Genomic DNA, 21,454 nt, shown 5'->3' with positions numbered 1-21,454 from the left:
CTACTCGGTCACAACAAGACTGGCCGCGTCAGTGTTGGCGCGGTATTGTGGACGATACATATCCTCCACGGACGCAGCCGGGTGATGGTACGTACCGGGCGACACTGCACGCACGACATAAGCCAGTCTAAAGGCTTTATCCGACTGCCAATCCACCGCAGCCAGGAAGCGATCCGAGCGGAACTCGCTGTGTTCGGCATAGGTTGGCTGTAACCATTCCAATGCCCGGACATCACCGCTCGCCAGAAGGTTTGGATTGTCGATTTCAAATCCCGCAGGCAGCGGATCATTGACCATCAGACGTGCGCCAACTTTGCTGGACGGCGTGACTGTCAGAACAGTGACAAACCGATCACCAGACACCACCTCTGCACCGGTGGCCTCCGCGCCCTCCATGGTGAAATACTGGCGTGTGATCTGATAGCCGTAGCCGCCACTTTGGATCGGATAGGTCGGAACACCAACAGTGGTGACAGTCACCGCCTGCACGTTATCTCCTTCATTTTTCAGAACAATCTCAGAAGAAAGATCACTGGCAGACAAACGCTCCAACAATGGGCCATTCAGCGCAACCCCATCCAAGCTTAAGGTGTTGGACACCTCATCCTCAATGAGCGCATGTGCCGCCATCAAAGACCAGACAGCCTCCTGTGTGGACATGTCATGCTCCGGTGCTGACACCAAAGTGAGAAGCGTATCGCGATCTATAGCTTCGCTCCCCGCTTCCACTGCCAAGGTCAGCGCCCCGGCAGCATCACGCAAATTGGTGCCATAATCCACACGCCACAGCGGACCCTCTGTCTTTTGCGCCCGCCCTTCAATCAATTGTGCAGAGCGACGGAACATGTAGTCAGCCCGGGTTTGATCTCCATAGGAAGCAAGGGCCGCCCCCAACTGCGCCGCCGCAAGCGGGGTGGCAAAGGCATTCCCTTTGACATCTGCGTAGTAACGCAAATCTCCCATATTTGCGGCGCCCTCGCGTGCCAAAACCATCAATGCGTAGGCGAGGTCTTCACCACCTTTGTCAAAATCTGGCGCGTAGTTCACGCGATTGCGCAAGTTGTTCATTGCTTGAGTGAAAGCAATATCAGGCACTGTGTGGCCCTGGGATTTGGCACGAGACAAGAAATCGCTGACGTAGGCATCCAGCCAGAAGTCTCCAGAAGCAGGCTGCCACAGGCCAAAGGCACCGTTACTGGATTGACGGGTGAGCACCAGCTCAATGGCCTCAGCAATACGGGTGTCTAAGGTCTCGCTTGCCACCAACCCCAGTGCATCCGCCACATCTTCGAAGTACAAAAGTGGCAATGTCTGCGAAGCCACCTGCTCGGTACAGCCGTAGGGGTATCGATCCAAGGCGCGCATCAAACCGGGCGCATCAAACCGGGCCAAGGCGCCAGAGGACAAAACAGCCTCCGCTGTGCCCGCTCGCAGCTCCGCAAAAAGATCGCCTCCTATGGTCAGCGTTTCACCGTTGGCAAGGACAACCTGACGTGTCTCACTGATCTCCGGATTGTTGTCTCGGATAGGCAGCGTCAAAGTTTTGGTGAGCAATTTGCCGTCCGGCGTGGTCAACGCAACGTTGATCACGTGATCCCCGACGGTTTGCGCGACAAGGGGCAAAGACAACCTTGCAGATCCCTTTGTTTCCAAAGCCAACCCTGAAGGAACCTGGCCCGTTTCCAAAACGACGCCTCCGCTTGCCACAACATCCAGTCCCATCCGGCCAGATGGTCCTTCGGCGTGTACAAACTCCAACAACAGACGGCTTTCATCCCCGGGCGCGAGGAACCGCGGCAAACTCGCAGTAACCACAACGGGATCACGCACAAGCACATCTTTCTCTGCTTGCCCGACTCCGGTTGCTGACCAAGCCACAGCCATCAGTCGAACCGCACCATTGAACTGCGGAATGTCAAATTGCACCTGCGCTGTGCCATCGGCACCAACTTCAACCGGGCCGCTAAAGTAAGCGACCAGCTCTTCGGTTGGCGGCGGCGAGTCAAAACTAGAACCAGCATTTGCGTCACCACCGGACCGCAAAGCCCCCATGGATCCGGACATACCGTTGATCAGACGTCCATAAATGTCGCGGATTTCCATACCCAAGCGGCGCTGACCAAAGTAGTGCTCAGACGGATCTGGGCTCGCAAAGCCGGTAAGGTTGAGAATGCCAACGTCAACTGCTGCCAACGTGACATAAGCAGTTTCTCCTGTCGCAATACCCGCAACCTTGAGAGACACATCAAGTGTTCCACGCGGTGAGATTTGCTCTGGCGCATTCACTTCTACAGTCAGCTGCTTCGCACCTGGATCAACTTTTGCATAGCTCAAACCCAACGCCCGCGCTGGGTTCTTTCCGGCCGGCACATCTGCAGGACGAATAACCGACGCGGTCACATAGGCACCTGCGCCCCACTCATCCGTAACTGGAAGCGGAATGACATTTTCGCCTTCACTCACCTCCACCGCATGCATCGAAATCAATCGGTTGGACATTACCGAGACCAGCGCCGTTCCAGCAAAGCGGGGCACAAGACGGAGCTGCGCGGTTTCACCACTTCGGAACATGTCTTTGTCGAGCGACAATTCCAACGTATCCGGTGTTTCCGTGGCATCCACAGGCGCGTACCAACCTGCGTAGAATTCGATTGCGCTGGAAACAAAATCACCACCATCTTGTTCCACAACAATCTCGTAGCGCCCCCAATCGACATCCGCGCTAACCTCAATATCACTGACACCCAGCGTTGCGGCACCACTTGCTACGGCCGTGCGTCGGGTGGTTGGTTCCCACTCCCAGCTGCCGCCAAGCTGATACCATTGGTAGCGTGTTTCAACACGGTTCACGGTCCACTGGATGGGCATCTCGGTCCGTGCCAAATCTGGTGACAAAGCCAGCAGGTCAAACCGTGCGGTGCCGCCCTCAGGCACAACATCGTCCTCGAACTTAGGCTTGATGCCGATCAGAGCTGTTTGCGCGGCCACCGGATGAGACAGCCTGCGTTCCACGGGGCGACCGGAGCCCTCGAGCACACGTACAGAGATCTCAGCCGCCAAGACGCGCCCTGCGGCCTCTTGGGCTGGCAGCGGCAGGAATAGTTCAACCTTACCCTCTGCATCTGTGACATCACCGTAGAAGTATTCCGTTTGGCCATAGAAGGGTGTGTCGTATCGACCAAATCGGTACCCTTCAAAACCTTCGACCTCTGACTGCGCCCGCAGGGTCAGTTGGCCTTCGACGTCCAAATCCGCCGCTGGGGCACCAAACAGATACCGCGCTTCAAGTCTAAGCGCCTCCGGATTGTCGTCAATCAACGGTCCTTCCGGCGGGATCATGTCAAAATCTATGCGTTCTGGCAGAAAATCTTCGACCAAAACGCTCGCCGTCGCAAGAGCAGGCGCATCAAGGTCAGATTTTAGTTCGAGAGTCCAACGACCCCTTGGAACCGTTGTGCCCAATGGCATGTCGAATACGTGTCCGCCAGCCGTGCCTTCCGCGGAAACCTCGCGGCTGTACTCAACGCCATCAGGACGCGAAAGGACCGCCGTGACAGGCAAAGCAGGAAGGGCCTCTGCCAACTGTCCACGCGCCAGCGCGGTCACATGGATGGTTTCGCCGGCACGATAGGCCCCCCGATCAGTCGTGACAAATAGATCAATTGGAGGGGCCGCAGGTCGACCCTCAACACCCCGATCTGACAGATCAAAGGCGGGGTCAGTCAGGGAGAGGAACGAAAAGTCTTCACCGCTTTCCACCATCAAGAGCGCAGGTGCCTGAGCACCCGTTCCCCGTGTGAGGCCCGCGTCAAAACGGATATAACCCTCCACATCACTGGCACCTGCCCCAAGCACGCGATTGGCGCGGGATATCAAGGACACTTTCACGTCTTTCATTGCTGTCGCATCCGAAAGGCGGCGGACAAAGGCGTGCAACCCGTCAGTTCCGCTCAGGCTGGTCAGTCCAATATCGGACAGCAAAAACCACTGCGTCGCCGAGGTCTCATCGTATTTATCAGCCCCCGGAAGATCAGCCGTCAGCGCGTAAACCCCGGCAGGTTGCCCGGCCACAAGCTCCGCCATAGGCAGGCGCGTTGTCACCGTTTGGTTGAGCGTGTTTTGCACGTCACCGGTGCCGGTCCAAATTGTCTCGGCCACATCACGGGCAAAGTCGTCTACCTGCCAATAGCTCAAAGGCTGGCCAAAGTAGCTGTCCTGAATCGCCCGCAGGATGTTGCGGTCATTCACCCGCTGCAGGGTCAACTCAACCTCATCCAAATTGACAGTTTCGATTGGCAATCCCGCCTCCGGACCACGGGGGAGCACATAGGCACGACCGCCAAAACCCACTTTGGGGCTACGGTCGCGGACATAGGCATTTAGGGTGATATCTTTGATCAGTGTTTCGCCGCTTTGCGCCGGTAATCCTTCGCGGAAGGTAACTTCCAAACGTTGGCCATGAGTAAGGCCTTCTACACAAATCCGCTGCTCTTCAATTTGCAATGCCATGCGAGCATCAGGGAGTTTTACAAAAGGCCCATAATCTTGGCCAACTTTGATCAAAGGCTCGTTAAACTCGGCACAGATGCGCGGATCTTTTAGATCACTCTCCACCACATGTTCAGAAACACGGAACCCGTATTTGCCAATCGCAACTTCAAGTCGGCGCTCAATATCAGTGCGGGGTTGAATGGTTTCCGCCAAACGCAGACTGCGTAAAACGGATTTTCCACGTTCTTGGCTTTCAAGCTGGTCCGCCATCACAATCAAAGCGTTAACTTGCTGTGCACGATCCTCCGCTCGCAGAAAGGCGTTGATGCTGCCTAAAAACGCCCGCTCTTGATATGTGCGCATTTCCGACGATTTGTTGCTTTTCAGGTTTGCATTTAGGCGCGCGTATTCGTGCCACAAATCACTTCGGTCCGCTTTGGCCAAAGCCCCCCCAGTCCAGCGCATTGCACTCTGGTTATTCCCTTCAGCACGACGATCCCTTGCGGCATCGAGCATCTCCTGCACAGACCAAGGGCCACCGGCGTGATAGCGGCCAATATTGGCGGCCAAATCCTTGGCGCGCTCAAAATCCGTCTCGCTTAGAAAACTAAGACCCTCGGCACGACCTGCTGCCAACAGATGGATACCGTGTGGTGTGTCCAAGACTTCCGCAGAGAGCGCACCTTCGTATGGCTGACGATCACTTACTGCAGATTTTGGAAAGCAGGCGTTGGACTTTTTGTTAAACGTAAAAGCGACACAGTCTGAATTGGCCAGGCACGTCTGAACGCATGCTTCGTAAGTGGTATCGAAGAGATTCTGCAGGTCCGATCCGTAGAAATCCACATCGCGGCTCACGACAATACGTCGGTCCGGAACAAATGTGTCCTCGGCAAAAGCCGAACCTGAACTCACAGTTAAAAATGCAGCCAATAGAAAACGAAACATGAAGCTTCTCCATCAATCAATGATGCAATGGTGCCATGTGCCCCACAGGCTTGGCAACGGAAAGAAAAGCCTGAGGCAACCCGCCTCTGATTAAGCAGATATTCATGGACATTTGAGAAAACACGAACAACGGAATAGACGATTTAGGGATCGGCGTATGTCGCTCGCGCAAAAACTCGCTGACGAAAGACGGGCACGTTTGGCGGCCGAACGCTTGTTGGAGCTGAAAAAGCGCGAGCTTTATGCAGCCAACCGCAAGCTCGGCAAGCATGCTGCGCAGCTGTCAAACGAGATTGTCGAGACCCGCGCGGAATACCAAACCGTCGTCAATGAAAACAAAAAAGTCCGGCACGATCTGGAAACAGCAAAAGAGCGTGCGGACCAAGCAGAGCGCCGGCTCTGGCATTCGATTGCCACGATCCGCGACGGATTTGCCTTCTTTGACGCACAAGGCAAGATGATCGCAGCAAATCCCGCTTATCTGGCGATTTTTGAAGGCGCGGATCACATCAAGCCAGGCATTAACTATAAAGAAATCATGGCATTTGCCGCCCATGAAGGGTTGTTTATTTTAGAAGACACCTCTCCAGACGACTGGTGTAACATGATGGAACAGCGCTGGCACGACAACGAGCCCGAACCTGTGATTGTTCGATTGTGGAATGAAGAGTTCTTGAAACTCATTGACCAACGCGATCACGGCGAAGACCGTGCCAGTCTCGCGCTCAACATCACCGATTCCGTTCGAAAAGAAGCAGAGTTACAGCATGCTCGGCAAGAAGCCGAAGCAGCCAGTCAAGCAAAGTCCGCCTTCCTGGCGAACATGAGCCACGAACTCCGCACCCCAATGAACGGGGTTGTTGGCATGGCCAGCTTGCTAATGGACACCTCGCTTAGCGAAGAACAAAAGCTGTTTGCGTCAACGATCAAAAACTCAGGTGAGGCACTGCTGTCGATCATCAATGACGTGCTCGACTATTCTAAATTGGGGGCCGAAAACGTCGACCTACGCGCGGAGCCGTTTGATCTGGAACGCTGCATCCACGAAGTTATGACACTCCATCAAGTTTCCGCCCGCGAGAAAGGGTTGGAACTGTTGGTGGATTACGACTTGTTCCTGCCCACGAAATTTGTGGGTGACGTTGGCCGGATGCGCCAAATTCTGACGCATCTGGTTGGCAATGGTGTCAAGTTTTCACACCACGGGCACGTTCAAGTACAAGTTGTTGGCGTCATCACCAATGACGGCTCCGAAGCGGTGATTCATGTCACCATTCAAGACACCGGAATTGGTATTCCGGAAGAAAAGTTGGACCATATCTTCGGTGAGTTTAATCAGGTCGACACCAATCAAAACCGTGAATTTGAGGGAACTGGGCTTGGCCTGGCGCTCACCAAACAATTGGTCAGCTTGATGTCTGGAGAGATCTGGGTCGATTCTGTCGTGGATGAGGGCACGTCTTTTGGATTCCGCCTCTCAATGCCAATCGAAGAGGATTGCGACCAACTCCCGATTCCGCTGCCGGACAATGTTCAGCATGTGTTGGTGGCATCAGATATGGAAGTGAACAGCGACCTGCTTCGCAAGCAACTTGAGCAGATGGGAGCAACCGTCACAATCTGTACAGACCAGACACAGGTGGTTCTTCTGGCACCACATGTAGACTTGATCCTTGCGGATCACACACCGTCCGGCATCAACGCACGTGAATTGGGAACCGAACTGCAGAAGATGGAAATCACCACGCCCATTCTGGCGCTTTCGGGTGATCTGAAAGCTTTTGCCGGCATGGAAAAAGACTCGCTTGTGAAGGCGATTTTGCAGAAACCCGGATCCCGGGCGGAGTTGAACCTGGGAATTGCCAAAGCGGCGAGCGCGGCACGCTCACACCCGTCACTCCAGCACCGGTCTACCAAACGCCGGATGCGAATTTTGTCCGCGGAGGATAACAAAACCAACCGCCTGGTACTTGAGAAGCTCCTTAAGTCATTGGAGATCGATTTGGAGTTTGCACACGACGGCGTCGAAGCTGTCGAGAAGTTCCAGACCTTCGCACCTGACCTCATCTTCATGGACATTTCCATGCCCCGCATGGACGGAACAGAAGCAACGCAAAAGATACGTATATTGGAAGAGGCATCCAACAAACACACACCGATTATCGCGCTAACAGCATTGGCCAATGAAGGCGATGAGGAGCACATTCTTTCACACGGGCTGGACAGGTACCTGACCAAACCGCTGAGAAAGAAGGAAATCTTTAATGTGATTGCAGAAATCTATTCCGGGGAAACGGCGGATCCGTTCCCCAAAACAGAAGAATTGTTGCGTCAGGCCTCAGGATAGTCCCGCAAGAATACCCACCGGTCGCCTTCTGACATGTCTGGTTGATAACGATACCCACCGTAGTCAAAGTCTTTGAGGCCTTCGGCGTCTTGCAACCGATTGTGGATGATATAGCGCGCCATGCTGCCTCGCGCCTTTTTGGCAAAGAAAGAAACGATTTTTGCGGAACCATTGCGGTCTTCCATGAAGACAGGCGTGATTACACGTAACTTCAATGCTCCGGGATCCACCGCGCCGAAGTATTCCTGACTTGCGCAATTGACGAGCGTATCGGTCTTGATCTCGTCCGCTTGGTCCCGCAGAGCTTTTGCCGGAACCTGTCGCCAATAGTCATAAAGGGATTTGCCACGTCGTGTCTTTAGGCGACTGCCCATTTCGAGGCGGTAAGGCTGCATAGCGTCCAGCGGACGCAACACGCCATAAAGACCTGACAAAATGCGCAAATGATCCTGCGCCCAATTCATTTCGTCCTGCTCAAGGCTTGCAGCGTTCAAACCAACATAGGTATCACCCGCAAAAGCGTGGACCGCAGGCCGAGTGACTTCCGCACCTGGCACCGCTTCGAAAGCTTTGAAACGATCCCGGTTTAGCTTTGCAAGGTCCGGACTTAGATCCATCAGCTTGCGCAGCTCGGTCAGGGTGAGGTTGCGCGCGGTTTTGACCAAACGCACTGCATCTTCCTGAAATTCAGGTGAAGTTGTTGGACCTGCGACCGGATCCCAATTCAATCGTTTGGCAGGGGAAATCACAACAAGCATCGAACGCTCCTCATCTCTTGAATTTGTTTAAGTGGCATCGTGCAACACGTCCAGAAACGCATCCCCGAACCGGGCCGCACGGCGGTCGCCCAAAAGGCGTTCCATGGATTGGGCGTCGCGGGGCTTGACGCTTGCGATTTTTGCCAAAAGGCCAGCGGAACAGCTCATCGGTTTGTCGATCCCGTTGGGACCTCGGAGCAACTTGGTTTGAGCTTCCAGGAGCAAATCGTAGAGATCCGCATCCTGTCGGCCCGCTATCTTGCGACGACTCGGGTGCATTTGCTCTGCCTCGCCGTTGATCACTTCAAGAAATGCATCGCCGTAATTGGCCAGTTTTTTGGCCCCGACCCCGTTAACTCGAGCCATTTCGTCCAAGTTTGTGGGCCGCACTTCTGACATTTCGGCCAAGGTTCGGTCCGGAAAAATTACATAAGCTGGAACTTTGGCTGCTTCAGCCAAGGCGCGGCGTTTGGCCTTTAGCGCCGACATCAAAGGCGCGTTTTCCTCACTCACCAGCGTTTTGGCCGCAGGCCTCCGCGAGGTGGCGCGAATGGTGTCTCTGCGCAGCTGCACAGTCTCCTCGTCCCGCAACACTGGCCTTGCACGATCTGTCATAGTCAACGCGCCGTGACGTTCCGGATTGGGGCGCACTAAATCATGGCCCATCATTTGCCGGAAAACCGCTTGCCATTGGCGTTTATCATACTCAGTGCCAACACCGTAAGTTGGCAAAGTATCATGCCCACGTTCACGTATTTTGTCAGTGTCATTGCCAAGCAAAATGTCAATCAGATGACCGGTGCCAAACCATTCCCCTGTACGCAAAATGGCAGACAGAGCTTTGCGCACTGCGACTGTTCCGTCAAACACTTCTGGCGGTGTATCACAAAGATCGCACTTCCCACATGTGACTTCGGTTTCGCCAAAGTATTGCAACAGGTTCACGCGGCGGCACTCCAGAGCTTCCGCCAAACCCAGTAGTGCATTCAGGCGTGCATGATCCGCCGCACGCCTTTCGGGAGGTGCCAAACCCTCATCAATCTGAGAGCGGCGCAACCGAATATCATCTGGACCAAACAATGTCAGCGTTTCGGCCGGAGCCCCATCCCGTCCTGCACGACCGATTTCTTGGTAATAGGCCTCGATCGACTTGGGCAAATCGGCATGCGCAACCCAGCGGATGTCAGGTTTATCAACCCCCATGCCAAACGCGACAGTGGCAACAACAATCAGGCCATCTTCGCGCTGAAATCGAACTTCGGTATCACGGCGTTCCTGTGGGTCCATGCCGCCGTGGTAGTGGAGCGAGAGATGGCCTTCCTCTCGCAACGCTTTGGCTAAGGTTTCGGTTTTGGCGCGAGTACCGCAATAGACGATTCCGGACTGCCCTTTGCGGGCCCCAGCAAACTGCAAGATTTGCTTGCGTGGTGTGTCTTTGGTCGCAAAGGTCAAATGCAAATTGGGCCGGTCAAACCCGTGCAGGAAAGTTTGCGGCGATACGCCACCAAAGAGGCGCTCGACAATTTCGTTGCGGGTTTCAGCGTCAGCTGTGGCTGTAAAAGCCGCAATTGGCACATCTAGCGCCCGCTGTAATTCTCCAATACGCAGGTAGTCGGGCCGAAAATCATGGCCCCATTGGCTGACACAATGCGCCTCATCGACGGCAATGAGGCCAACCCCAATTTGACGCAACATGCCCAGCGCAGCGCCCGAGGCCAAACGTTCGGGCGCAATATAGAGAAGTTTGAGACGGCCAGCATCAAGAGCATCCCAAACCTGTGCGGTTTCTTCTTCGGTATTGCCTGAGGTCAACGCTCCGGCCTCAACGCCTGCCTCGCGCAATGCCCGCACTTGATCCCGCATCAGCGCAATCAAAGGGGAGATCACAACAGTGACGCCACTACGAATAAGGGCAGGAAGTTGAAAACACAGAGATTTGCCACCGCCGGTCGGCATGATAGCAAGCACATTGTCACCACGTGTGACAGCTTCCACGATATCTTCTTGTCCCGGGCGGAAGGCGTCAAAGCCAAAAACATCGCTCAGAACCGTGGCTGCGGCCTGCATTCTTCACCTTTTTGATGGGACAACCTACGTTTCCCGCAACTGTCCCATAGGCAAGCGGGAGCCTCAAGCCCGAAGGCGTATGTTAGCCAAGAAGAACCGCAGGAAGAATGTAATCTCGCAGAGAAATGATGATGACAAACACCACCAAAGGCGCGAGATCCAAAGGACGTGTATCCGGCATCACACGGCGCACCGGTTCATAAACTGGCTCCAACAGCCGATTCAGGCCGGTCCAAATTTGCGACACAATCGGCTGACGCAGGTTCAGCACCTGAAAATTGATCAGCCAGCTCATGATGATATGTGCCAGCATAAAGAAGAAGGCGATATCCAAGATCAGCTTCAGTGGGCCATAAATTGCCATCATGAGAGGTTCCTTTGCTCCGATTGGGGCACAGTTAAGCACCGTTGCGTCAAAGCACAAGTCTGCGCTGGAATCTCGGTTGACGATGTGTTGCACAGCGCAGTGAAGGACGGTCAAAGGAAAGCCTCATGTATCCCATCATGCGCATGGTCAAAGAGCTGATCAAATTCCGCAACGCATCGCATTTGCCGCTAACTGGGACCCATGTGTCCGCACATCGGTGTTGGCCGTCCGACATCGACCTCTGGATGGAACTCAACAACGGGCGCACACTGACCCTGTTTGATCTTGGCCGCATTCCGCTGGCGCAAAGGATCGGTTTGGTTGCGGTGCTGCGCCGTAAAAAGTGGAGCATGACGATGGCAGGCACAACCGTGCGATATCGCCGACGCATCCGAACTTTTGAAAAGGTCGAAATGCGCAGCCGAGCTGTGTTTTGGGACAAGCGCTTCATCTATCTGGAACAATCCATGTGGAAGCAAAACGGCGAATGCGCCAACCATGCGTTGTACCGGGCCGCTGTCACCGACAAGGCCGGCATTGTAACGCCTGACACAGTTTTGGCGGAGATGGGGAACATTACAGAAGCTCCTGAAGCGCCGGAATGGGTGGCCAACTGGATTGCCGCGGAAACCACCAGACCGTGGCCTCCGATGCAGGATTAACTTGCTAAGGTTGTGACATCCCGTCTAAGTGTAAACAAAGTCCGGGGGGATGCGGATGTCAGACGTTTCGGCGCGCAAGCGCATTTGGGGTTGGTTCTTCTTTGATTGGGCGAGCCAGCCGTACCACACGCTTCTTGTGACCTTTATTTTTGGGCCCTTTTTTGCTTCGGTGGCCTCTGAATTTTTCATGAATTCTGGCCAGTCTGAGACTGCGGCGAAAGCGAGCGCGCAGACACTTTGGGCCTGGAATATGGGGTTGGCTGGTCTGGTGATTGGGGTTGGCGCACCTTTCCTTGGCGCGTTGGCAGATACCCGAGGCCGTAAGCGCCCATGGATCATTGGCTTCTCTATCATGTATGTGATTGGCGCAGCTGCACTGTGGTTCACGGCACCAGATGGCTCCAACATGTATTGGATGCTACTTGTGTTTTCGATTGGGTTCATCGGCGCGGAATATGCTCTAATCTTCACCAATTCGCAGTTGCCGGACCTGGGCACCGAAGAAGAGATTGGAAAAATTTCCGGCTCCGGCTTTGCTTTTGGTTACTTCGGCGGCCTGCTTGCCCTCATTCTTGTTTTGATTTTCTTTGCTGAACAGGGCGGAGGCGTAACCATTGTTGGGCTGGCACCTGGGTTTGGCTTGCTCGACCCTGAAGCGCGCGAGGGCACACGTGCCGTTGGGCCATTTACTGCAATTTGGTTTCTTGTCTTTATGGTACCGTATTTCCTGTGGGTGCATGACCCGTTGGTTGCCAAAACACGTGGTACCGTATCGGATGCCCTCAAAACTCTCAAAACCTCTATTGCAAATCTGAAGGCCCGCCGTAGCCTGCTTAACTTCCTTATCGGATCCATGCTGTATCGCGACGCACTAAACGGAATTTATGCGTTTGGTGGCATTTATGCGTTCAACGTCCTGGACTGGACCGTGCCACAAGTTGGCATTTTTGGCATCATCGGTGCAGCCTCAGCCACCCTGTTTTGTTATATCGGCGGCAAAGTCGACAGCCGCATTGGCCCCAAACCTGTGGTGATTTTTGCAATCTGGGTCCTTATTCTGCTGTGCTTCGTCCTGGTTAACATGTCCCGTGACGCTTTGTTTGGGGTTCCATTGGTTGAAGGCAGCAAGCTGCCTGATATCATTATGCTGGCGGCGGGCGCGTTGATTGGCGGTATGGGCGGCATTTTGCAAGCGTCCAGCCGGTCGTTGATGGTGCGCCACACGGACCCTGCAGTACCAACGGAAAGCTTTGGACTGTACGGCCTATCGGGACGTGCCACGGCTTTCATCGCCCCCATCCTTATCGGATTGGCAACCACAATTACCGGATCGGCGCGACTGGGCGTTTCCCCTGTGATCTTGCTTTTCTTGTTGGGGCTGATCCTGCTACGCTGGGTCAATCCACAGGGAGATAGAGAAACATGGGGTACCGCCTCTTAACCATTCTCGCCCTAATCGGGCTCGCGGCATGCAAAAACGAAGCGCCGGAGCGCACGGTTGCTGTTTCCACGCAACAGCAGGTTCCCGTGAGCATGCAAGGTGTTCAGGCCAAGCAACTCTTTGGGGCGAAGCCAGCGGCTTCGCAACAATCAAGCGCACCGTTTGGTGGCTATTCCAAAGGGTGTCTTGCTGGCGGAGATATGCTGCCAGAAACCGGTCCAACATGGCAGGCTATGCGACTGTCACGTAACCGGAACTGGGGCCACCCCGAAACAATTTCTTACATCAAAGACCTGTCTGCCAAAGCTGCAAACCAGCCCGGATGGAACGGGCTTTATATTGGCGATATCAGCCAACCTCGTGGCGGGCCCATGTTGACAGGACACCGTTCACACCAATTGGGACTGGATATTGATATCTGGATGCGACCCACGGACAGGCTTAACCTGACGGCCACCGAGCGGGAGAACATCTCATCGATTTCTATGCGGCGTGACAAAGGCGCTTATGTGAACAGCAGCTGGACCAAACAACATCATGAAATTTTAAAGGCAGCGGCAAGTGATCCGAGGGTTGCTCGGATTTTTGTCTTCCCAGGCGCGAAAGTGCAGATGTGTGACGATGAAAAAGGAAATCGCGCGTGGTTGCATAAAATTCGGCCTTGGTGGGGGCATCACTATCATTTCCATGTGCGTCTTAAGTGCCCAAGCGGCACCGCTGGCTGTGTGAACCAAGATCCGCCCCCCCCTGGTGATGGCTGTGACGACGCAAGACAATGGGTGCAGGACATTCTATTCCCACCTCCTCCTGATCCAAATGCGCCAAAGCGACAGCCACGGCGTGAACTTCAAATGACGGACCTCCCGCAACAATGCGTCACAGTTTTGCAATCGCCGTAGCGGCATGTTTTCTCAGTGCCGGATTGTTGGCGGGGCGCGGTCTTGGTGGCAGCAACTCCGACGATCTTGCTATGCATATTTCAACCTATACATGGCGCCTTCACGAGGGGTGGTTTGGCGGCTTTTCAGGAATTGAGCTGTCCGCTGATGGCCGCCAGATGGTGGCGATTTCTGATCGCGGGATGTTTGTGACGGGAGATTTTCAGCGCGCAGGCGAAGCCGTTACCAGTGTTGAAAATGTGAAAGCTTTTCCGGTTTTGAACACATCCGGCAAGTTTCCCGCCAAAGCTGGCCTCCGCGATAGCGAAGGGCTGGTGTTGCAAAAAGACGGGGCATTGACAGTGTCTTTTGAGGGCAAACACCGCCTGAATAGATTTGCCATGCCAGGTGCCAAGGCCCAAGGCATGCCATGGCGCAAAGAGTTCAACCAAATGAAGTTGAATGGCGGATTTGAAGCCTTGGCAATCAACAATTGGGGCAAGATTTTTGCGATTCCCGAGCAGCCGATCGGCGATGAGACCATCGCGCAGGTCTTCACCTTGAAGAAAGGCCAATGGGAGAAAACCTTTACCTTGCCTCGCGAGAAACAGTTTCAGCCTGTGGGCGCAGATTTCGGACCGGACGGGCGTCTTTATCTGTTGGAGCGTGACTTCAACGGCCTTGGATTTCGTGTTCAGGTGCGCAGTTTTGCCATCGATAGGAGCACCGTGAGTGACGAAAAACTTTTGCTTCGCAAAGGCATAGGGTCTCACGACAATTTGGAAGGGATTGCCGTTTGGCAAGACAAGTTAGGCCGCATTCGTCTTACCATGATCTCTGATGACAACTTTCGTTTGGTTCAACGCACAGAAATCGTGGAATATGCGCTGCCTCAATAAAGCTTGATTTGAGGACCGACCCACGGTAGGAGCGCCTCGTCTCGCGGCGGTCGCGGGGCCAAGTCGCCGCTACCTTGACAAAACGGGCTCAGACAAATGAAAACGACTTATCTTCCTGGCATCATTGCCATGGCTGCCATCGTTGTAGCCTCCAATATTCTTGTGCAATTCCTCTTTGGCCAGTGGCTGACTTGGGGTGCATTCACCTATCCTCTCGCCTTTCTTGTGACCGACGTCATGAACCGTGTTTATGGGGGCCCCGCCGCTCGTAAAGTGGTTTTTGCTGGTTTTATCGTGGGTGTGATCTGCTCCTTCATTGGTACCAAGATCATGCTGCAAGGCGACGGCTTCACCTATCCAGCCGTGACTTTGCGGATCGCTTTTGGCTCCGGGCTCGCCTTCCTGACAGCGCAACTTATTGATGTTGCTATCTTTGATCGGCTGCGCGAGGGCGCTTGGTGGCGGGCACCGTTGGCCTCGACGTTGATCGGCTCCTCTGTGGATACCGCAATCTTCTTCACTGTTGCTTTCAGCGGCGCACTCTCTTTCATCGAACCTGGCAACGATGTGAGCTGGGCCGGAGAAATCCTGCCACTGCTGGGCACGGGTCCGATGGTTCCGCTGTGGGTGAGCCTCGGTATCGCTGACTGGTGCGTAAAACTCTCTCTGGCGCTGCTTGCTCTTGTGCCGTTCCGCATGATCGTGGGGTCTTTGACAGCGCGCACCACATGATTTTGTTTGACATATCTCCAACCTGTGGCAGGCTGGGGATACGCGAAACAAATTGAAGGGAGGTGCCCATTGTCTAGAGAAGCTATGGAGAACGAGGTCGGAACAGTTTGGGGGGAGCGCAGCTGAGGCAGCCCTTGGCTGACGTAAAGTCCGAATTGGTGTGATCCTAACCGATGCACCTCCAATCATCTCGAAGGGCTGCTTCCAACGCGGGAAGCGGCCCTTTTTGCTGCCGAATTAACCTCCCAAAGTCACCCAAAAACCACGTCGGTATGACGTCGGTACTACGACTGTATTGCGGTGGTGCGAATATCCGGCGCATACCAAGGCGTAAATCTTAATGGATAGGCCGCGCAACGCGGAAAGACACATGCTGCGGATCAGCGATGAGATCACAATTGAAGACTGGGAGCTGACTGAGCAGTTCATGCGTGCCAGCGGACCCGGCGGGCAGAATGTGAACAAGGTTGCCACCGCGGTGGAGCTGCGTTTTGAGGCAGCACGCGCACCTGCGCTTACTCCGCAGGTGAAGGCACGCCTCAAGCGGTTGGCCGGACGACGCTGGACCAAAGAAGGCGCGATCATCATTCAATGTGACGAAACCCGCAGCCAGGCCCGCAACCGTGACATCGCGCGGGACCGCTTGGTCGAGTTGATCCGCAAAGCTTTGGTGGCGCCAAAGCGGCGCATAAAAACCAAACCCACCTACGGCAGCCAGCAACGCCGCCTGAAATCCAAAAAGGTCCGAGGGGACGTCAAAGCAATGCGCGGCAAGGTCTCTCGCGACGACTGATATCGGGGTTGCAGCCTCTCTGCTTCGGGCGCAGTAATGGCGCGGGAGCAAATTGAGGGAGCAATCCATGTCGGATGTTTTGGCGCGGCGAAAGCGGCTGTTGGGGCCACATGTCACCACCTTTTACAAAGAACCTGTGCACCTAGCACGAGGCGAAGGGGTTTGGTTGTGGGACACAGATGGTCGCAAGTATCTGGACTGTTACAACAACGTGCCACACGTTGGGCATTGCCACCCACGTGTGGTCAAAGCGATTGCCAAACAGGCCGCCACGCTGAACACCCATACGCGCTATGTGCATGACGGTATTCTGGATTACGGCGAAGCGCTGACTGCGAAATTTGATCATGATCTGACAAGCATGGTGATGGTCTGTTCCGGATCTGAGGCCAACGATGTGGCGCTGCGCATGGCGCAGGCAGTGACCGGCAAGACCGGTGTGATCACCACTGACAACACCTATCACGGCAACACCTCTGCGGTGAGCCAACTCAACAGTTCCAAGACCCCGATTGGTGGGTTCAAAGACCATGTGAAGCGTGTGCCTGCACCGGACAATATGGCTCCGGTTGGCGGCACTCGAGCGGGTCAGGCGGCGGCGTTTGCTGAAGCGGTGAAGTCGGCGATTGCCGAGCTTGCGGCGTCTGAGCATGGGCTGTCTGCGCTGATCATATGTCCATACTTTGCCAACGAGGGTTTCCCCACACTGGAGAAAGGATTCCTCGATGAGGCGGTTGCTGCGGTGAAAGCAGCCGGCGGCATTGTGATTGCCGATGAGGTGCAGCCGGGATTTGGCCGGATTGGCAGCCATTGGTGGGGACATCAAAAGCTGGGCTTTGCGCCGGATATCGTGACGCTGGGCAAGCCGATGGCAAACGGACATCCGGTGGCGGCGACGATCACACGGCCAGAGATCCTGACCGCCTTTCAGGATGGCTTCAAATACTTCAACACCTTTGGCGGCAACCCTGTGAGCGCAGCGGCGGCGCATGCGGTGCTGAATGTGATTGAGGACGAAGGCTTGGTCGCCAATGCGGCAGATGTCGGCACCTATGCGGTGGCCCAGTTAAAAGAGCTGCAGACGCGGTATGACGTGATTGCTGATGTGCGCGGGTCTGGGCTGTTCCTTGGGGTGGAGCTGTGGCGCGACGGAAAGCCTGCCACCGAGATTTGCACGGCGATGATCGACGAAATGCGCAATCGTGGCGTGCTGCTGCACAGCGAAGGTCGGTACGACAACACTTTGAAAATTCGCCCGCCCTGTGCGTTTGATCGCGGCAATGCCGATCTGTTGGTGGAGACCATGAACGCAGCATTTGAGGCGGTGCAATGAACAATCAAGAGGCCATTTTTGCCGCACAGGACGCGCTGAAGGCTTGGGGTGTGGAAATGACACCTCGGTTGATCAAGAACCGAGAGAATATTGTGCTGGAGGCGGCGGGACCGGACGGGCAACGCGCGGCGTTGCGGCTACACCGGCCCGGCTATCAGAGTGATGATGCGATCCGCTCTGAACTCTGGTGGTCCGAGGCTTTGGTTGCCGCCGGTATGGTGGTGCCGCAGCCGATCCGCACTTTGGCGGGGGATGTGTTGGCCACTGGCGGCGCACGTGTTGCCTCGTTGGTGACGTGGCTCGAAGGTGAGCCTCTGGGCGAAGGGGGCGTGCCGCTAGAGATGGAGGCCGCGGAGCAGGAACGATTGCACCAGTCCTTGGGGGCGGAACTGGCGCGGTTGCATGTGGCAAGTGATGCCATGACACGACCGGAGGCGTTTGAGCGTGAAGTTTTGGATCTGGAGGCTTTGCTCGGAGAGGCCCCATCTTGGGGGCGGTTCTGGGAGAATGCCAGCCTGTCTGAGACTGAGGCCGCGCTGTTGTTGGCCTGTCGTGAAAAATTGCAGTCTGAGATTGGCGCGCATGCGGACGCGGGGGGTGATTTTGGGCTGATCCATGCGGATGCGTTGCGGGAGAATGTGTTGGTACAAGACGGGCAAACGCGGCTGATCGATTTTGACGACGGTGTGTTTGGCTTTCGCATGTACGAGTTGGGCGTGGCCATGTCGCAGAATTGGGATCAGGCCAATGAGGCGGCCTTGGGCGCAGCTTTGTTGCGAGGCTATGCCTCTGTGCGGGCTTTGCCGGAGGGCGCGGCGCAACTGTTGGAGGCCTTTACCGTGATGCGGGCGATGGCGTCTTGCGGCTGGGTGATCGGCCGCTATGCCGATGACCATCCGGCGGTGCGGGACTATGCCGTACGCGCAATTGCCATGGCAGAGCGCTATTTGGCTTAATCGCGGTTGGTCTCAACCCAGATTGAGTTTGCGGTGATTTCGGTGCCCGTATTGGTGTCGATCACCTTGGGCGCTGTGGGTTGGCGGGTTTTTCGGTCGAGAAAGCGGTAGGGTTCCGGCTTGTCCGTGGGCAAGTGGGCTTGTGCCCAACCTGTCATGGCTTGCATCACCGGCACAAAATCTTTGGCGGATTGGGTTGGGTGATACTCATGTCGCGGCGGGCGCTCCTGATATGGTTTGCGCTCCAAAAGGCCGTGGGTCTCCAATCGCTTCAAGCGGTCGGAGAGCACATGGCGTGTGATTCCCAACCGTTTCTGAATGTCATCAAAGCGGCGGATGCCAAACAGCGTGTCGCGCAGGATCAATAGCGTCCAGCGGTCACCAAGCACTGACATGGTACGGGCCACAGAGCAGCCTTCGTTGGGGAGATCAGTCCATTTCATGTCTGACATCTAGCACTTCTGATTGGTTTTCCCAATAGGTTCCAAAAACAGACCTTGACTCAGTTCTATTTTGGAACCTATTAAGATAGTGCGTTCTATTTTGGAACTCAGTGCGAATTTAGTTCAGGAGGCTACCATGATCGACAGCAGTGTCCCCTCAGTTGTGCGGCGGCGGCGTAAGTTGCCTCAGATCAGGAAGCTGACGCTGTTGGCCGCTCTGCGGAGCCAAATATGGCTGATGTCACGCACATCACCGGACACGGCTGCGGCGCGACTGGCAGACCTGTTCACCACCCCTCCCCGCCCCTCTGTCCGCCACTGGGAACATCGCGCTATGACGCAGGCGCAGTACTCACGGCGACGGTTTGGAAATTTTGGTTTCTTGTCCGTGTACCGATGGCGACCTGACAACGCCGCGCCCAAAGGTAAGGTGCTTGTAATGCACGGGTTTGGCGGGCGTGCCAGCCAGCTCAGCGGATTTGCAGAGGCTTTGGTCGCGGTGGGCTATGAGGTTGTTGGATTTGATGCACCAGGACATGGGAAATCGCCCAAAGGTCATGCCGCCCTACCTGATTTTGTCGATGCTCTGGAGATGTTTGCCGCGCAGGAAGGGCCGTTTGACACGGTGATCGGACATTCTATGGGGGGCGCGGCATTGGCCACGGCGTTGCGGCTTGGCATGGCCGCGCAGAGGGCGGTGTTGATTGCGCCGCCGGTGTATCCGGGCACCTATTTGGCGCAGGCCGGGCGCATGTTGGGTGCCACAGAGAAAGTCACGGGGCGTGCACAAGCATTGATAGAAGCGCAGTATGGGCGGGCGTTTGATGAATTTCGCACGCCGCTCAATGCGTCGGTCCTGTCACAGAAGGCACTGATCCTGCATGATCGCAGCGACCGGCAAGTGCCTTTGGCGGAAGGACAATTGGTGGCTGCAGCGTGGCGGGATGCGGATCTTGAGGTCACCGAAGGCCTGGGTCACACACGTATTTTGCGCGATCCCGGTACGGTGGCCTTGGTTCAGAAGTTCCTGATGCAGACCGCTTAGACGATCACGTCCATTTCTTCCTGCTGGCCAACGCCAAACACGCGCTTGTAACGTTCAATTTCGCTGGCAGGACCCATGGCTTTGTTCGGGTTGTCCGACAATTTGACCGTGGGCTTGCCGTTGGCTTTGATGGCTTTGCAGACCATCGAGAACGGCGCGAGGCCGTCGTCTTGGGTCAAGCCACGGAAATCGTTTGTGAGCAATGTGCCCCAGCCAAAGGACACGCGCACGCGGCCGGCAAATTGCATATGCAGTTCGGCTATTTTGGCGGTGTCCAGACCATCTGAAAAAATCACCAGTTTTTTGGTTGGATCTTCGCCGCGCGCTTTCCACCACCGAATGGCGGTTTCCGCGCCCGTGGCGGGATCGCCACTGTCGATGCGAATGCCGGTCCAGCCTGCAAGCCAATCCGGTGCGCCCTTCAAAAAGCCTTCGGTGCCATAGGTGTCCGGCAGAATGATGCGCAGGTTTCCCTCGTGTTCGTCATGCCAATCCGCGAGCACTTTGTAAGGCGCCTGCCGCAGCGCCGTGTCGTTTTCGGCGAGAGCTGAAAACACCATCGGCAGTTCATGCGCGTTGGTGCCAATCGCCTCAAGGTCACGCTTCATGGCGATGTGGCAGTTGGAGGTGCCGACAAAGTTGTTGCCGAGCCCTTCGACCATGGCCTGCACACACCAATCTTGCCACAAGTAGGAATGACGGCGACGGGTGCCGAAATCTGCGATCCGCAAGTCCGGCAAGGTGCGCAAGTGATCAATTTTCTCCCAGAGCTTGGTCATGGCACGGGCATAAAGCACTTGCAGCTCAAACTTGCGCATGTCGTGCAACACGGCACGGCCGCGCAGCTCCATCAGCACCGCCAAAGCCGGAATCTCCCACAACATGACCTCATGCCATTTGCCTTCAAAGGTCAGCTCAAATTGGCCATCGCGCTTTTCCAGATGGTAGTCCGGCAGGCGCATGTTTTCGAACCACTCCATAAAGTCGGGACGGAACATCTGCCGTTTTCCATAGAAAGTGTTGCCGCGCAGGAATGTGCTTTCGCCACGCGATAGGGAAAGCGATTGGATGTGGTCGAGTTGTTCACGCAGTTCGCCTTCATCAATCAGCTCCGCCAAACGGATGTTGGAAGACCGGTTGATCAGGCTAAAGGTGACATGAGCATCAGGGCGATTGCGAAAAATCGACTGACACATCAGCAACTTATAGAAGTCGTTGTCGATGAGTGACCGCACAATCGGGTCAATCTTCCATTTGTGGTTCCAGACGCGGGTGGCGATATCGACCATATTTT

General features: G+C 55.4%; 16 protein-coding genes. 10 read left to right on the top strand and 6 right to left on the bottom strand.

Translation table 11 applies throughout. The annotated features are described in order from the left end of the window. On the bottom strand, positions 1-5,439 hold the full coding sequence (locus QOL67_RS04090) for an alpha-2-macroglobulin family protein (protein WP_283424662.1): 5,439 nt from the start codon (positions 5,437-5,439) through the stop codon (positions 1-3). A 157-nt stretch (positions 5,440-5,596) separates the two neighbouring features. Here QOL67_RS04090 and QOL67_RS04085 point away from each other — a divergent pair, with 157 nt between their 5' ends. After that, on the top strand, positions 5,597-7,786 hold the full coding sequence (locus QOL67_RS04085) for a response regulator (protein WP_283424661.1): 2,190 nt from the start codon (positions 5,597-5,599) through the stop codon (positions 7,784-7,786). Here QOL67_RS04085 and yaaA read toward each other — a convergent pair. The 3 genes from yaaA to QOL67_RS04070 all read right to left on the bottom strand — a co-directional run bounded on the left by yaaA (position 7,771) and on the right by QOL67_RS04070 (position 10,978). Next, positions 7,771-8,544 carry a peroxide stress protein YaaA gene (gene yaaA / locus QOL67_RS04080; protein WP_283424660.1) on the bottom strand — a complete coding sequence of 258 codons (774 nt, stop codon included), beginning with the start codon at positions 8,542-8,544 and terminating at the stop codon, positions 7,771-7,773. The genes QOL67_RS04085 and yaaA overlap by 16 nt on opposite strands. A gap of 27 nt (positions 8,545-8,571) precedes the next feature. Then, positions 8,572-10,611, bottom strand: coding sequence for a DNA helicase RecQ (recQ, locus tag QOL67_RS04075; protein WP_283424659.1), 2,040 nt, complete (start codon positions 10,609-10,611; stop codon positions 8,572-8,574). An 82-nt stretch (positions 10,612-10,693) separates the two neighbouring features. Continuing rightward, positions 10,694-10,978 carry a YggT family protein gene (locus QOL67_RS04070; RefSeq protein ID WP_283424658.1) on the bottom strand — a complete coding sequence of 95 codons (285 nt, stop codon included), beginning with the start codon at positions 10,976-10,978 and terminating at the stop codon, positions 10,694-10,696. A gap of 125 nt (positions 10,979-11,103) precedes the next feature. On the opposite strand from QOL67_RS04070, the gene QOL67_RS04065 reads away from it, so the two are divergent. The 8 genes from QOL67_RS04065 to QOL67_RS04030 all read left to right on the top strand — a co-directional run bounded on the left by QOL67_RS04065 (position 11,104) and on the right by QOL67_RS04030 (position 18,672). Next, on the top strand, positions 11,104-11,640 hold the full coding sequence (locus QOL67_RS04065; RefSeq protein ID WP_283424657.1) for an acyl-CoA thioesterase: 537 nt from the start codon (positions 11,104-11,106) through the stop codon (positions 11,638-11,640). A 55-nt stretch (positions 11,641-11,695) separates the two neighbouring features. After that, positions 11,696-13,081 (top strand): MFS transporter, encoded by a 1,386-nt coding sequence (locus QOL67_RS04060; RefSeq protein WP_283424656.1) that lies wholly within the window; start codon positions 11,696-11,698, stop codon positions 13,079-13,081. Between the two features lie 92 nt (positions 13,082-13,173). Continuing rightward, complete coding sequence (gene mepA, locus QOL67_RS04055; protein WP_430458936.1) at positions 13,174-13,980, top strand: penicillin-insensitive murein endopeptidase; 807 nt, start codon at positions 13,174-13,176, stop codon at positions 13,978-13,980. Next, positions 13,953-14,858, top strand: coding sequence for an esterase-like activity of phytase family protein (locus QOL67_RS04050; RefSeq protein WP_283424654.1), 906 nt, complete (start codon positions 13,953-13,955; stop codon positions 14,856-14,858). Before mepA ends, QOL67_RS04050 begins: the two co-directional genes overlap by 28 nt. Before the next feature lie 96 nt (positions 14,859-14,954). Continuing rightward, complete coding sequence (locus QOL67_RS04045; RefSeq protein ID WP_283424653.1) at positions 14,955-15,590, top strand: queuosine precursor transporter; 636 nt, start codon at positions 14,955-14,957, stop codon at positions 15,588-15,590. A gap of 370 nt (positions 15,591-15,960) precedes the next feature. Then, on the top strand, positions 15,961-16,383 hold the full coding sequence (gene arfB / locus QOL67_RS04040) for an alternative ribosome rescue aminoacyl-tRNA hydrolase ArfB (RefSeq protein ID WP_283424652.1): 423 nt from the start codon (positions 15,961-15,963) through the stop codon (positions 16,381-16,383). Between the two features lie 67 nt (positions 16,384-16,450). Beyond that, a complete protein-coding gene (locus QOL67_RS04035; RefSeq protein WP_283424651.1) occupies positions 16,451-17,716 on the top strand; it encodes an aminotransferase class III-fold pyridoxal phosphate-dependent enzyme in 1,266 nt (421 codons plus the stop codon). Next, a complete protein-coding gene (locus tag QOL67_RS04030) occupies positions 17,713-18,672 on the top strand; it encodes a phosphotransferase enzyme family protein (protein WP_283424650.1) in 960 nt (319 codons plus the stop codon). Before QOL67_RS04035 ends, QOL67_RS04030 begins: the two co-directional genes overlap by 4 nt. On the opposite strand, the gene QOL67_RS04025 is transcribed toward QOL67_RS04030, so the two are convergent. Then, complete coding sequence (locus QOL67_RS04025) at positions 18,669-19,124, bottom strand: winged helix-turn-helix transcriptional regulator (protein ID WP_283424649.1); 456 nt, start codon at positions 19,122-19,124, stop codon at positions 18,669-18,671. The two genes, QOL67_RS04030 and QOL67_RS04025, sit on opposite strands and share 4 nt — an antisense overlap. Positions 19,125-19,251: 127 nt before the next feature. On the opposite strand from QOL67_RS04025, the gene QOL67_RS04020 reads away from it, so the two are divergent. Next, positions 19,252-20,160, top strand: a complete 909-nt coding sequence (locus QOL67_RS04020) for an alpha/beta hydrolase (RefSeq protein ID WP_283424648.1) — start codon at positions 19,252-19,254, stop codon at positions 20,158-20,160. Here the strand turns inward: QOL67_RS04020 and pncB are convergent. Further along, positions 20,157-21,449 (bottom strand): nicotinate phosphoribosyltransferase, encoded by a 1,293-nt coding sequence (gene pncB, locus QOL67_RS04015; RefSeq protein ID WP_283424647.1) that lies wholly within the window; start codon positions 21,447-21,449, stop codon positions 20,157-20,159. The two genes, QOL67_RS04020 and pncB, sit on opposite strands and share 4 nt — an antisense overlap. Between the last annotated feature and the right edge of the window lie 5 nt (positions 21,450-21,454).

Origin of the sequence: Shimia sagamensis, from assembly GCF_900182745.1 — a bacterium.
In the GTDB taxonomy this organism is placed as follows: Bacteria; Pseudomonadota; Alphaproteobacteria; order Rhodobacterales; family Rhodobacteraceae; genus Shimia; species Shimia sagamensis.
This window is presented reverse-complemented; position numbering and strand designations above follow the sequence as displayed.

What these genes read in the sequence shown, in the direction of transcription:
- QOL67_RS04020 (WP_283424648.1), top strand. Translation starts at nt 19,252, where the DNA reads ATGATCGACAGCAGTGTCCCCTCAGTTGTGCGGCGGCGGCGTAAGTTG.
- QOL67_RS04090 (WP_283424662.1), bottom strand. Translation starts at nt 5,439, where the DNA reads ATGTTTCGTTTTCTATTGGCTGCATTTTTAACTGTGAGTTCAGGTTCG.
- pncB (WP_283424647.1), bottom strand. Translation starts at nt 21,449, where the DNA reads ATGGTCGATATCGCCACCCGCGTCTGGAACCACAAATGGAAGATTGAC.
- QOL67_RS04070 (WP_283424658.1), bottom strand. Translation starts at nt 10,978, where the DNA reads ATGATGGCAATTTATGGCCCACTGAAGCTGATCTTGGATATCGCCTTC.
- QOL67_RS04060 (WP_283424656.1), top strand. Translation starts at nt 11,696, where the DNA reads ATGTCAGACGTTTCGGCGCGCAAGCGCATTTGGGGTTGGTTCTTCTTT.
- arfB (WP_283424652.1), top strand. Translation starts at nt 15,961, where the DNA reads ATGCTGCGGATCAGCGATGAGATCACAATTGAAGACTGGGAGCTGACT.
- mepA (WP_430458936.1), top strand. Translation starts at nt 13,174, where the DNA reads ATGCAAGGTGTTCAGGCCAAGCAACTCTTTGGGGCGAAGCCAGCGGCT.
- QOL67_RS04065 (WP_283424657.1), top strand. Translation starts at nt 11,104, where the DNA reads ATGTATCCCATCATGCGCATGGTCAAAGAGCTGATCAAATTCCGCAAC.
- yaaA (WP_283424660.1), bottom strand. Translation starts at nt 8,544, where the DNA reads ATGCTTGTTGTGATTTCCCCTGCCAAACGATTGAATTGGGATCCGGTC.
- QOL67_RS04045 (WP_283424653.1), top strand. Translation starts at nt 14,955, where the DNA reads ATGAAAACGACTTATCTTCCTGGCATCATTGCCATGGCTGCCATCGTT.
- recQ (WP_283424659.1), bottom strand. Translation starts at nt 10,611, where the DNA reads ATGCAGGCCGCAGCCACGGTTCTGAGCGATGTTTTTGGCTTTGACGCC.
- QOL67_RS04085 (WP_283424661.1), top strand. Translation starts at nt 5,597, where the DNA reads ATGTCGCTCGCGCAAAAACTCGCTGACGAAAGACGGGCACGTTTGGCG.
- QOL67_RS04035 (WP_283424651.1), top strand. Translation starts at nt 16,451, where the DNA reads ATGTCGGATGTTTTGGCGCGGCGAAAGCGGCTGTTGGGGCCACATGTC.
- QOL67_RS04030 (WP_283424650.1), top strand. Translation starts at nt 17,713, where the DNA reads ATGAACAATCAAGAGGCCATTTTTGCCGCACAGGACGCGCTGAAGGCT.
- QOL67_RS04050 (WP_283424654.1), top strand. Translation starts at nt 13,953, where the DNA reads ATGCGTCACAGTTTTGCAATCGCCGTAGCGGCATGTTTTCTCAGTGCC.
- QOL67_RS04025 (WP_283424649.1), bottom strand. Translation starts at nt 19,124, where the DNA reads ATGTCAGACATGAAATGGACTGATCTCCCCAACGAAGGCTGCTCTGTG.